Genomic DNA, 13,340 nt, shown 5'->3' on the forward strand with positions numbered 1-13,340 from the left:
AGGCTTTTGTTTATCTTTTCAACTATAATATTAAAGACAATTCTCGCTATAAGCAGCAGTAGCGTCTTTTATCCAATTAGAATTATCGGGAGGAGTAAATCCCGGATCTATTTGAATACAGGTCAAATTGTTATAAACTGCTTCCATTTGTGTTAGGTTATGGTTATTACCATTAGCAACGTTTAAGTGGGTTAGTTGATTGCTATGACAATTAAACATCCTTAATGAAGGGTTATTGGAAACATCTAAACTGGTTAACTGGTTTTCATAACAGTAAAAGAACTCCAATGCCATATTTTTGGAAACATCTAAACTGGTTAACTGATTATTATAAGAGTAAAGGTATTTTAATGCGGTATTTTGAGACACGTCCAAACTTGCTAATTGGTTATATCCGCAATTTAATGATTCCAGAGAAGTATTTTTAGAAGCATCTAAGGTAGTCAATGCATTATACGAACACTTCAGTTCTTTCAAAAGCGTATTTTGAGAAATATCTATGTTAGTTAACTCATTATGTTCACAAAGTAATTTTTCTAATCCGGCAGCATTGGAAAGGTTCAGACTTGTTAATTGATTATTATTGCAGTTAAGGTCTTTCAAGCCGGTATTTTTAGAAACATCCAAATGAGTCAGCTTGTTATTATGAACCCTTAACCGGGATAAGGAGGTATTGTTTGTAACGTCTATAGTTGAAAGCTGATTGTCATTACATATTAAAAATTCTAAATCAGGATTTTTGGAGGTATCTAAATCCGATAGCTGATTGTTGTAACAAAATAATCGAACTAAGGCCGTATTTTTAGAAATGTCCAAATCGGTTAATTCGTTGGCGGCACAATTCAGATACTCCAGGGCCGTATTGTTTGAGATATCCAAACTTGTTAATTGGTTATTATCACAGATTAAATATTCAAGAGCAGTATTATTAGAAATATCCAAACTTGTTAATTGGTTCTTTGAAACCCATAGCGCCTTAATGTTTACAAAAGCTTCTATCCCCGTCAAATCGCTTATGTTATAACTATCATTTAAAACACTACTGGCAATCAGGGCACTTTCATACGCTCGTGCTTCACTGATTTGTATCTCCCCGTCATCATTGGTGTCAATTTTACTATTCCGGTATGGTCCTACGGTTCCCGATACGGTAGTTCCTTGCTCCAATAATACTTTTTTAAAATTAGCATCCGGAATGTTTACTATGGCATTCGGATCAAGAGTAGCACTGGCGGATAATTCTATTTTATGCTCCCCGACGTTACTGGTAATTGTCAGGACTGCTGTTTTGTTCCCTTCCTCTGCAGGTTCGAATACTATGGTAAAGTTATACGTTTTACCGGCCTGTACTGTTTCTTCGGTTTCACCGGCATCAGTACTGAATTCTGAAGCATTTGAGCCGGAAAAAGTATAGTTTTTTAAAGCTAGATCTTCTTCACCTGTGTTGGTAATGGTCAATTCTGTTTTCTTTTGTGTCGATATTTCTACCGCTCCAAAGTCAACGGTGTTTTTATTTATTGAAAATTCAGCAGGCGTTGGCGCTGGTGCCGGATCATCACTATCATTATCACTACTACAGCTTGCAAAAAGTAAAAAAGGAACAACGATAAGAGCTAATATTTTTTTTGTATTCATAAATTTATTATTTAAAATGCTTTTTGGAGTTTTCACATAGCGCCTTATGAGCCGGCCTTTAAAAATTAAAAGTAGGCATAAGCCGATTTTTGTTACTTTCATAAGAATAAATTAAATGTACGTATGTGTTAAGGTTATTTTTTAAAGGGATGTATTGCATAATTACTATTGATTACGGTTAGGTCATATGTGTTGGAAATCAAATTTTTAAAAGTGATAATCAATTGCTGCATAGTGGTTTAATTAAGTGACGGACCAAAAATAACCGCTTGGCAGACTATCTGCAAATGCAGATTCGCGGGAGCGTTAACATACCGTTATCAAGCAGGAAAAAAAAGACCTTTTTAGGTCCGGACAGGGGGGAAGCGGCAATTTTAATACCGATGCCTCAACATTGAAATGCCCCGGATAATTTTTGTTATTGAACTCGTTTAAGTCTTATCATTTGGTTATTTTCGTTTTGTCCATGAAGTGGAGAATTAAAATTTCATATGAATAAATAGTAGTGATGCGTTAATTTTTGGTCCATCCTTGTTGTGGCCGCTGCGGTTAAAAATCAATCGGAAAGGACTCCAAGTAGGTACAAAGGGCCTTGAGTAGACCTGTCATTAGAATGTAACGCATCAGTAATAATGAATAAATATTAATATTTTGCACTATGGTATGGAAATAACACGCAAATGAGAAAAAACATCAATGAAACATATCGGGGAGAGGAAACCGAGTATCTTTTAAAACTCATTGACAACGATAAAGATCTTGATGGTGAGGGGCTGTCCAGATTGCTGGAGAATCAAAATATAGATAAATTAAAACTTATTGCGGAAAATACTATCGATGTGATTTGTTTGCATCATCCGAGGGACGGACGCTATCTGTATGTAAGTCCTTCTACAGAAAAAATCATGGGGTATACTTCTGAAGATCTGAAAGGAAAAGTCCCTTACGATTTTATTCACCCCGATCACCTTCCTATACTCATTAAAAACCTGTCAAATTCAAAAGACGGGATTTCATCGCCCCTTGAAAAACAGGAGTTGTTATTTCGAACCAAGAATGAAGGTTATCAATGGTTTGAAGGTTATACCAAGCCTATATACGACAAAAAGAATGAAGTGGTATTGCTCCTGAGCTGTACGAGGAACATACAGGACCGGAAAATTGCAGAAATTGAAAAACAGGAGAGAGAAATTATTCAGCAAAACCTGTTATTGTCATCTGCCTTATTGGAAAAGAAAAGAGTTATCATTAAAAAAATAGAGGACAAGATTTTAGAGCTAGAACCGACGATGAGGAAGGAATTAAGAAGCATTTTATCCTATGTTCAGGAAACCCTGAATTTAGATGAAGATTGGGAAGATTTCATGGTTCATTTTAAAAAGATCCACCCAGATTTTTATAAGAATATCTTCGGTAAATTCCCGGACTTGTCTAAAAAAGAGCTCAAACATCTTGCTTTTATAAAACTTGGTATGACATCTTCTGATATAGCCAAAGCAATGCTTGTAAAAAAAGAAAGCCTGAGAGTAGCCAGAAACCGATTGAAAAAAAAATTAGATCTTGATTCCGGGCAGTCCCTTTTTGATTTTGTTCAGGAATATTAGCTTTTACCATGAAGGTTAGCTGAATGCTGCATTTTCAAAATATGGTTTGCTCCCAATAATAATAACCATGTGGTTATAATCAGCAATGGGATCCTGTTTATTTTAAATTGAAAATCAAATACATTGAATTCAGGGAGAAAGCCGAAATATATCAGAGTAAATAAACCCGCACCTACTCCGATAATTCCAAATATGGCATAATGGCGCATTCGGGTATACCGGTAGCCTAAAAGCGGATGTACGGTTTTCTCACTTTCTATTTTCAGTAATAATTTATCGGTAAAATCTTCCGAAGTGGTCATTCCACTCTTCCGTATCAGGTTTTTGGTGATGTCTTCTTCCATTTTTTATTGATGATATGGTCTTATGTTTATTTGTTTGTTATTGATGATCAGTGTTTTGGGATTGGTTCACCACAAATCGTTTATCTGATTCCCCAGTAAGTTTTTTAATACTGCTTCCATGTTTTTTCTTCCGCGATGTAAATCCACTTTAATTTTGGAAGATGTAAAACCGGTAACTTTTTGCACTTCCTTTAAGGGCATATCGCACAGGTAAAAAAGTCTTAAGACAAGAGCCTCGTCTGGCTTAAGCTTTTCCAAGGCCAATACAACATATTTTTTCTGATCTTCCTCTTTGAGGTTTTGTATGGGGGTTCTTTCATTTGTCAATGGCTCATATGAATGTATACCCTCCAATTTCAAATGGTTTTTATCCCGTTTTAACTCGTTGTACGACGTATTTATAACAATACGGTACAACCAGCTGGAGAAAGCGGATTGATGCTTAAAGCTATTTGCTTTATGAAAAACTTTTATAAAAACATCCTGAAGCACATCTTCTGCTTTTGCCTTATCTTTTAAAACTGCGCAGGCCAAAGAAAGGGAGACATCCTTGTACTTGTCCACCAATTGTCTAAAGGCATGTGTATCACCTTTCTTTATCCTCTCAATGATGGCGGCGTCTATTTCCTTATTGCTTGTCAAATTTTCTTCTTAAAAAATGTGCAACTACCAAACCTATAGCGCCGCAAACCAAAACAGTACCCCAAACCAATAAGTCGGTTGAATCTTCCGAGAGTTCCATTGTTGTATAAATGGAAGAAATTATTAATCCTACGCCTAAACCTCCTGCTATACAACCCATGTCTGCATATTGTACTTTTTTAGAATCAGAAGGAGCTTTGAGCCCTTTTTCAATCATTGCCTTTTTAATCAGGTATGTGTACTTTGCAATAATAAATACTACAGTAACAACCCCTGCCATTAAGAAGAATGCTCCTAATGCATCCTGGTAATTTTCCATGTCTTCTGTTTTTTATGTTAAAATAAGTACTTTTATGAAGTACGTGTATGTCAGGTATTAAAAATATTTTTAAAACTGTGGCCCCAGTACTTTAGATAGGTCTGTCAAAAAAGGTATCATTTTATCACTGTTGGTAAATACGACCAATCCATACTTTTTTTCTGGAATAAACATGGCATAAGCTTGAAAATCTTGATTGTTTCCTGTATGCATGTGCATCGTATAATCTTTTGTTACTTTTTGTGCAAATCCTAACCCCCATCCTGTTTGGCCTATTTCCTTTTTTAAAGGATTGTCATCCTTGAAATGTGTCTGTTCCTTTAGCATTTCACTAAACGTTTTTTTCTGAAGTCGCTCTTTCTTTAGCATGGTAACAATAAATTTTGCGTATTCACCTGCTTCGCTATGCAGGCTTGAGTATGCGAAAAAAGTATTTCCCTTCCAATATCCTGTTCCGGGATTCCTGGCTATGGGCTTTCCTTCTTTAGTATGGCCGTACACCTTATGCGTTGTCAGATAGTCATCCCAGACAAAAGTAGAATGTGTCATGTTTAAAGGTGCCGTAACTTCTCTTTGGAATAAAGCATTTAAATCTGTCTTCCAGCCTATACCGTTTTGTGCCCCGACAACAGCTGCCAGGTATTGATAGGCTTCACCCGAATACATGAAATCCGTGCCGGGCTTAAACGCAAGCTTTATAAGGCCGCCATCGGAGTGGTTTGGGAATCCTGTTTGATGAGCCAAAACCATACGAGCAGTTATCAGTTTTGCATCCTCTTGTGATTCCGGGGCAATGCCCGGGTGTGGGAGGTATTCAAAAAGCGGTTTATCTAAATCTATTTTTCTTTTCTCGGCCATTTTCATAACAAAATAGGCGAAGACGGGTTTTGACAATGATGCGGCTTCAAAAATACTTTGGTCATCAACAGGCTTTCGGGTTTTAATATTGCTTACCCCTAATGCCTGATGATAAACAACTTGGTTATTATTGATTACAGCTATGGAAATTGCCGGAATATTTTCAACTCCCATTATTTTTTTGATTTCAGAGGTAAGCTTATCTTCCCTAATGATTTTACCCTCTGTAGTGGTAATATTTTCATTTTGTCCGCAAACAACAAATGAAGTTAAAACACAAACTATGGTAAGTGTTAAGTAAATCGCCATGTTTTTAAAGATCATCTTATTCAAAATTTATGTGATTATTATTACGTTTAGGTGAATTTGCATTTATAGGACAAGATGACTTTAAAAAAGGTTACAACAATTTTTCAAAGCCAAAGAATGCGATTATTTACGTTAGACTATGCGATTCCTGTTCATGTTGCCGAAGGACTTGATGATATGATTTCCGGGATGGTCCGGAAATACAGTTTTCAAATCATTTTATTACGAATCTGAAGTGTTTGGTATAAGCTTTTGACAGAGAAATTATTTAGCCAACATTACACCTAATATAAGCTTTGACAAATATATCTTCTGAATTCCCCTGTTCCCTCAAGTAATGTAAAGATTGATGAATGCTTTTTAACTTCATGAATTGTCTTTATTTGCAAATCATGCCAACAGCTATTTTGTACATCTGTGTCGGTACAAATGAGCAAGCCGGACGATAAGTACCCTCCGCAGACCGGGTGTGGCCAAGCCATGGAAGGACCTTTGGATATGGCTGCCCGGGGAAACAAGATGCTGCTGCTTTTTTACAGCCTTTCCGGAAGTAGCGAACGACCGCAGGTACTTAAATGTGTTTTTCGGGATGTACGGGGCCAGAAAAGAGGACTGTTATTCAGATGTTACATCAGCAATAAAGTTTTAATAGTATTAAATGGGTTTAATTCCCCGATGCTCTGCATCGAAATGGGCCAAGGCTTGACGCGTTTGGATACCTCGCGTCCCGATATCGGGATTGCCCCGCGGTAGTTGATTAGGTATATTAATCGTGATTTCTGTCTCCCGTTTGCCGTAAACTCATACATTGCGAAAATATTTCAGCCGGAAATTTGAATTGTGACATTTTTTATTACATTTGTTAAGGGCATTTTTTTAGCCTCCCGATCCCGATAATTATCGGAATCATAGGGATGAATTCTTTTTAAACATGCTCTAAGACCGATAACCCGAATAATAATTTTCCGAAGAAAAAGGATTAAGAAATTCTTATCCTTAGTTCTCCACAAAAACAACCGATTTTTACCCGCTAAGTGCCCCGATAATTATCGGGATTAAATACTCCGACGCTTGTGCCGGAATGTTTTGTCGGGACCTTCCGATGTATGCCTTGTGGGCTTACCCCGAGATAGTTGACCTCCAGACAAATAAATGACCGCTACCCACAGCCCCTTTTTTGAGGATAGAAGCTCCGGTACTATCCGATCTGTAAAACAAAAACCTACACGCTATACGATTTTTTACTGGTCCCCGGTCCCGAATTCCGGAATCGGGGCATGGGCGGGTGATCCCGTAAAAAAGTACGGTTTACACTTGTTGCTTCCCAACAGAAATATGTTTTCTAAGATTACATGTTAGTTGTTTATTTGTTTGTTTTACTGTAAATTTAATATGGAAATTTCAATGAATTATGGGGAATTCTGACAAATCAAAAATAGATCAGGATCTTGTCCGGTCCCTTAAACAGGGCGATCTTTCGGCTTTTGAAACCATCTTCCACCTCCTGGAGAGAAAACTTTACTATGTTGTATTTTCCTATACAAAGTCAACCTATATTTCGGAAGAGATTGTCCAGGAAGTGTTCATAAAGATCTGGGAGATAAGGGAAGAACTGGATCCGTCCAGGTCTTTCATTGCTTTTATTTTCACTATGGCCAAAAATCACGCTTTTAATTATATGCGCGATGCCGCCCGGCGCAAACTCATCCGGGAAGAATTATGGGAAAATATTGCCGTACAATACGAACAGGTGGAAAGCCAGTACCTTCTCAAGGAGTATGGCGAAATTATAGAAAAGATCATAGCAGGGCTTCCCGCCAGGAAACAATCCGTATACAACCTGTCCAGGAAAGAAGGCAAAAGCCATGCGGAAATTTCGGAGATACTGGGGATGTCTGTCAAAAGAGTAAAAAACCATTTGTGGGAAATATCCGAAATTATTAAAAAAGAATTACGTCCCTACATCAATAATATCCTGTTCCTTATCTTTAAATAATACACTGCAATACCCCGTTATATTTATGATTATTCCGGGGTTCTCCCGTATGCTGGCTCAAGCGGACAGACGTCATGCCCGACACCACAGGGCTACTATCCGGAAGGGTACGTTAAAGTTTCTTCTCATCACATCCGGGACTTTTCACTTCGTTGTGTGTATTACTATAAACACATGTTAAAGTCCGGTAACTTCATACTAAAACCTAAACTAAAATTAATTTTATGCTCATACATTTAATTGTTTTGAGTCAGTTGACGGGACTTTTTTTTCATGTGCCGGGCACAGGGGTAATGAGTAGGGCCCTGTGTTTTGAGATATATGGTATTTACATATATTCCCGGCAACCTGGAGTGTATTCGGATAGGGTTTTAAACATACCATTGGGACATGTATGTTATTAATTTGTGATTTAGACAACTTTTCCGGATACACTTCCTTTTTACCGTTTTAAAAGTAAATAATGGATGATGAAAGCTCACAAAAGATACTGGAAATAGTGAATCTGATACTCATTCTCCTGATCATTTACGCCATAGGTAAAATGTTTCTGGGGATGTGAGGGAATGGATATATTCATTCAAAAATGGTCCGGGGGGATTGCTGCCGGATCCCGATACCGAAAAGGGTAGAGAATTATAAAGAGAAACAGTTTCGTATAGGATAAAAATCAAATTTTTATAGATTTTATCCGATTATTGATCCCGGTCCTAAAGGACGGATCGGGGAAAATTAGGCTCATTTCAGGCAATGCTTTGGGCAAAGTCGAAATAGCCTGGATTAAACTGATTGTCCGGTTGTAGGGTATTCACAATTAATTTTTATCACAGATCAAAAGAAATGACATAACATAACATAACATCAGGAGATATTAAACATATACTTTGTTCTCATGTTTAATTGTTTTGAATTAGTACACTAACACTCTTTTGATGTCCGCACGGGGTTGTGCTGCGGCAAAAAGCCGGCCCCGTGCTTTTTAAGGAAAAAATAATAACAGGCTGGTTACGGGAAGCATGGAGGAAGAAGAGAAAGGGCAACCTCCGGGTTCTCTGTTTATGTGGAAAATAACAACAGGCACATCGGGCTCCATTGTTTTATAGTAGAGAGGTAAGTCAATAGTGCAATTAGTCTGTCCGATGTATTCTTTTGTAACTGCACGGGGCGGTTTTTTTGGCATTGACCTGACCCCGTGCTTTTTTAAATAAGTTAAAAATAAAGACCATACCCCCTTAACATGTTGCATCCCTAACGGATGTCTTGTATCCCTGTCGGTTAAACTTCCGGCCCCAAAGTTCACTTAGAGGATTTTCCCTAAACATGCAATGGGAATTCCGTACTTAAACAGGTAATTATTCTTTTAAATTTATGAATTTGAACGTTTTAATTCGGTTCTACACTCTAAATATCTAAAAAATGGCCACACTTATATTCAGGAAGTATAGGGTAGAATCAGTAAATATTCCCCGTTTTTTTATCTTTTGCTGTACGGTAACCATCTTTTTTGTGTCATTATCTCTCCATGCACAGAAAACTGGCACTTTAACGGGCAGTGTTGTGGATTCGCTCCGTAAGGAACCGGTACCCGGGGCCACGGTGATCATTAACCGTCTGGCCGATGATACCCGGCTGGGAGCCGTAGTTACCGGTATGGAAGGGGAGTTTGTCATTGAGGGATTACCACAAAAGGATACCCTGCTGGTAGATATCCGCTACCTGGGGTATAAACCCTGGCGTGGCCTGCTTTACCTGGAAGAACCCCGCTTTGCCATGGCGCCGGTACGCCTGCAGGAAGGAGCTATAGAACTCGAAGACGTTAAAGTGGAAGGCGCACGCCTGCCCATGATCATGAAAGGGGATACGCTGGAATACAACGTAAGCGCATTTACCACCCGCCCCTATGCCGAAATAAAAGAATTGTTTAAAAAACTGCCCGGCCTGGAGATGAGCCGGGAAGGGGGGATGACCTATAACGGGCAACGCATTACCAAAGTGCTGGTGGACGGGCGCGAATATTTCGGTACGGACGGCCAGATGGCCATGAATACCCTCCCGGTAGATGTGGTGGAAAAAATACAACTTATGGATACGGACGAAGAAGAAGATCTCCGGTCCGGGAACCAAGGGGAAAGAAGTAAGACCATGAACATACGCCTCAAGGAAGGTTTAAAGGACTTCGGAAGTGTGAGTGCGGGCGGGGGAACGGACAGGCGATACGAGCTTATGGGGAAGTATAACCGCTTCCGGGGTGAAAGCAGGCTTACCCTGCTGGGGATGGTCAATAACGTCAATGCGGTGGACTATGCCGAGGACGAGGTCATTACCCTGCTCAACGCGGGCAATGGCATTACCCGGACCCTGAGGGGAGGGGCAAATTACAGCAACCGCTGGAAAGACGGAACAGCACTGTCCACAGGATATAACTACACCCGTCCCCATACCTACCAGGAATCCCTGAAAGAGCGTATACAGTTTATCGTACCGGATTCCTCTTTTACCACCGCTTCCAATTCCACCGTAACCCGGCGGAGCGATGACCACCGGGTGAACATCAACACGACCATTCCCCTGGACTCTGCTTCTTCCCTGCAAATACAGCTGCCCGACCTTTCCCACAGGGCCACGAACAACCGGACGGTAACCCGGACCGTTACTGCAGACGGGGCGGAAAACCCGGTAAACGAGCAACAGAATACTTACCATACCGACGGCAAGAGCACTACCATTCCTTTGCTCCTGGGATGGCAGAAAAGATATTCCGCAACTACCCATTTGAATATTACGCTCTCCGGGACTTTTTCCAGGCAAGACAACGAAGATTTTAACCTGGGGGAAACTACCTATTACCGGCAAGGGACAGATTCTACCGCACAGTTCCGGCAGCAGATCCTTACGGATAACCGTACGGACAATTACACGGCGAGTATAAACCACCGGTTTTCCATATCCCGCCGGTGGAGCAGTTCCTGGTACAGCACCGTTTCCTATACCCGGTCTTCCAACAAGCGGGAAACCTGGCTGCTGGACGAAGAAAACAACCGGCAGATCCGGGACAGCCTGGGGACCAATGCTTTCCGTTCCAGGGTACTGAACAGCAACACCGGTTTTTCCCTGCACTATACCCTGGAAAAGATGGAGTTGGCCATAGGAACAACCTTGAATTACAATCGTTTAAGCCCGTATGACGAAACATTACAGACGGGCATTACCCACGAGTTCATAAACCTGGCGCCCTCCCTGAATATTAATTATAAGATCACCGATAAAAAAAGAATATCCTTTTCCTATAACGCTTTTACTTCTCCTCCGTCAGCCGATCAGCTGCAACCCGTGGCAGACAACACCAATCCCCTGTTTATCCGGGAAGGAAACCCGGACCTGGAACCGGTGTTCTCCCAAGTGTACAATCTTCGGTATAACGCCATTGGCAGCAAGGGTAACACTTTTTTTGCCAATTTATCGTACAGACCGGTAAAAGACCAGGTGATCACTACGACTGCTTATGACGAATACGGCAGGCAGGTTGCATCGTATAGCAATGTGGACGGCACACGCAGTTTATACGGCTATCTCGGCTTTTCCGCCCGGAAACCGTTAAAGACCGGGGTGCTGGATGTAAAAGCATCCGGGAATATAGGGTACAACCGGGATAAAAATTTTATCAACGGGGAACTGGTGAGCAGTGATCAGTGGACACTGGGGCCTAATGTACAATTGAGGTATGCTATACAAGAATTGCTGGATGCCGATATTATTTATGCGCCCCAGTACAACAAGCTGGGCTATGACAAGGCTTCCGGCCAGGACCAGGACTTTATCATACACCATATCAGTGGCTCCCTGGACCTCTACCCGCTGAAAAACCTGGTATGGGGCAATAAGATAGGTTTTATTCGTAACAATAAACTACCCGATGATTTTGAAAAGAGCTCACTCTTATGGAATATGGATATCTCCTGGCTCTTTTTAAAAGACAAACGGGGAGAATTGAAATTCCGTGTTTTCGACCTCCTCAAACAAAACCGCAACATCAACCGTATCGCCACCCAGAACTACATAGAAGATACCCAGAGTAATAATTTACAGCAGTACTTTATGCTGAGCTTCGGGTATCATATCCGGTAGGATACTCGAGGAGCCCCCCTGTGGTCTCTCAATGGAATACTTCTGTGCCCCATAAAACACCCCTATGGTCCCCTCAAGGGGACAGCCCTTCGGCTTTTGTAAGAAAAATTGGGGTATGCGGGGGGAGTTATAACCCGACTATTTATAGGAACAACGGAACAACTGTCCCCTTGAGGGGACCACAGGGGTGTAAACCTCATCTCGCATACACTACCACCACCAACAAAACCTCAAAAAAAAAATACTCCTTCACCCGGGACTATCGGGAGACTTACGTGTACTAGTAATACAAACGGAAAATATAAAGTTTCTATCCCGGTAGAACTAAAGCTGAATTTAATAGTTATGCCCCCTACAAAAACAACAGAAAGATGAACGGAAACCGACGCCTGGATATACTGATGAAAAAGTATCGTGAGAACACGATAGCCAGGGAAGAATTTGACGAACTGATCATTTACATGGAAGATCCCCGCTGGGCACAGGATGTAAGGGAATGGATGGAAGAGCGGGAAGAAGACATGAGCGAGGTAAACAATCATACGGAGGAAGAACGGAAAGCCTCCGAAGCCCGCTTCCGAAAAGTGCTGGACAGGATGAAAGAAGAAGGGAAGGTAGCCTACCCGTTTCGGAAAGAACCTGCCCGGAAAGAACGAAAGGGGTGGCACCATATAGCCGCGGTTATTGTTGTTCTCTTCGCTTCGGCAACCGCCTTGTACTATGGTAATTTCTTTGACAACCCGGCTTCCGTAAGGCAAATAGAAGAGCGGGTGGGCACGGGAGAAAAAGCCACGGTTACCCTGACAGACGGTACTGTAGTGCGGCTGAATTCTGGCAGTACCTTAAAGTTCCCCGAAAAATTCAGCGGGAATAAGCGGGAAGTCACTTTGGAAGGCGAGGCCTTCTTTGAAGTGACCCGCAACGAGAAAAAACCGTTCCTGGTCAAAACCGCGGACCTGACCACCCGCGTACTGGGGACTTCCTTTAACATAAAGGCATACCGGGAAGAAGGGGAGATAGCGGTTTCCGTAGCCACCGGGAAAGTACAGGTGGTCCAAAGCAGTACGGAAGCGGAAAACAACGGGGAAGCGGTGTCGCAGATCATTTTGGTGCCCAACGAACAGGTGGTGTACCGCCCGGCAGATCAGAGCCTGGAAAAAAAGGAAATCGATGCCGCAGCCATAACGGCCTGGAAAGACGGGGTACTGTATTTTAAAGAGACTCCACTAGGCGAAGTGGTAAAGACCCTGGAGCGCTGGTACGGCGTAGAGATCAGGATTAACAACCCCGAACTGGCCGAGTGCCAGGTATGGGGAAAACACAAAAAAGAAACCCTGCTCAATGTCTTAAAGGCCTACGAATATTCCCTCGGGATTACGTATAAAGTACATCCGGACGGGAGTGTAGATATAGACGGCGAGAAATGTAAGTAAGTTGGAACCCGGGGCTTCGATACATTCCGGCGAAGCCGGAACACTCAGCCGCCTCCGCTCTGGCCAAACCTGCAA

General features: G+C 41.4%; 9 protein-coding genes. 4 read left to right on the top strand and 5 right to left on the bottom strand.

Annotated features, from left to right (window positions below):
* Positions 1 to 30: 30 nt before the first annotated feature.
* Entirely contained in the window at positions 31 to 1,737 is a 1,707-nt protein-coding gene (locus tag ED312_RS09700; RefSeq protein ID WP_123215804.1) for a choice-of-anchor D domain-containing protein, read from the bottom strand.
* A 578-nt stretch (positions 1,738 to 2,315) separates the two neighbouring features.
* On the opposite strand from ED312_RS09700, the gene ED312_RS09705 reads away from it, so the two are divergent.
* Entirely contained in the window at positions 2,316 to 3,239 is a 924-nt protein-coding gene (locus ED312_RS09705; RefSeq protein ID WP_123215805.1) for a PAS domain-containing protein, read from the top strand.
* Here ED312_RS09705 and ED312_RS09710 read toward each other — a convergent pair.
* The 4 genes from ED312_RS09710 to ED312_RS09725 form a co-directional block, all read right to left on the bottom strand.
* Positions 3,236 to 3,583, bottom strand: coding sequence for a hypothetical protein (locus ED312_RS09710; protein WP_123215806.1), 348 nt, complete (start codon positions 3,581 to 3,583; stop codon positions 3,236 to 3,238). The genes ED312_RS09705 and ED312_RS09710 overlap by 4 nt on opposite strands.
* A 66-nt stretch (positions 3,584 to 3,649) precedes the next feature.
* Positions 3,650 to 4,225: an RNA polymerase sigma factor gene (locus ED312_RS09715; protein ID WP_123215807.1), complete on the bottom strand. Its 576-nt coding sequence runs from the start codon at positions 4,223 to 4,225 to the stop codon at positions 3,650 to 3,652.
* Positions 4,212 to 4,544: a hypothetical protein gene (locus tag ED312_RS09720; RefSeq protein ID WP_123215808.1), complete on the bottom strand. Its 333-nt coding sequence runs from the start codon at positions 4,542 to 4,544 to the stop codon at positions 4,212 to 4,214. Before ED312_RS09720 ends, ED312_RS09715 begins: the two co-directional genes overlap by 14 nt.
* Positions 4,545 to 4,613: 69 nt before the next feature.
* Positions 4,614 to 5,726 carry a serine hydrolase domain-containing protein gene (locus ED312_RS09725; RefSeq protein ID WP_123215809.1) on the bottom strand — a complete coding sequence of 371 codons (1,113 nt, stop codon included), beginning with the start codon at positions 5,724 to 5,726 and terminating at the stop codon, positions 4,614 to 4,616.
* A 1,396-nt stretch (positions 5,727 to 7,122) separates the two neighbouring features.
* Here ED312_RS09725 and ED312_RS09740 point away from each other — a divergent pair.
* The 3 genes from ED312_RS09740 to ED312_RS09750 all read left to right on the top strand — a co-directional run bounded on the left by ED312_RS09740 (position 7,123) and on the right by ED312_RS09750 (position 13,265).
* Positions 7,123 to 7,707 (top strand): RNA polymerase sigma factor, encoded by a 585-nt coding sequence (locus ED312_RS09740; protein ID WP_123215812.1) that lies wholly within the window; start codon positions 7,123 to 7,125, stop codon positions 7,705 to 7,707.
* A 1,416-nt stretch (positions 7,708 to 9,123) separates the two neighbouring features.
* Entirely contained in the window at positions 9,124 to 11,832 is a 2,709-nt protein-coding gene (locus ED312_RS09745) for an outer membrane beta-barrel protein (protein WP_123215813.1), read from the top strand.
* Between the two features lie 371 nt (positions 11,833 to 12,203).
* Entirely contained in the window at positions 12,204 to 13,265 is a 1,062-nt protein-coding gene (locus tag ED312_RS09750; protein ID WP_123215814.1) for a FecR family protein, read from the top strand.
* Positions 13,266 to 13,340: the final 75 nt, after the last annotated feature.

This window comes from Sinomicrobium pectinilyticum (assembly GCF_003725735.1).
GTDB lineage: Bacteria > Bacteroidota > Bacteroidia > Flavobacteriales > Flavobacteriaceae > Sinomicrobium > Sinomicrobium pectinilyticum.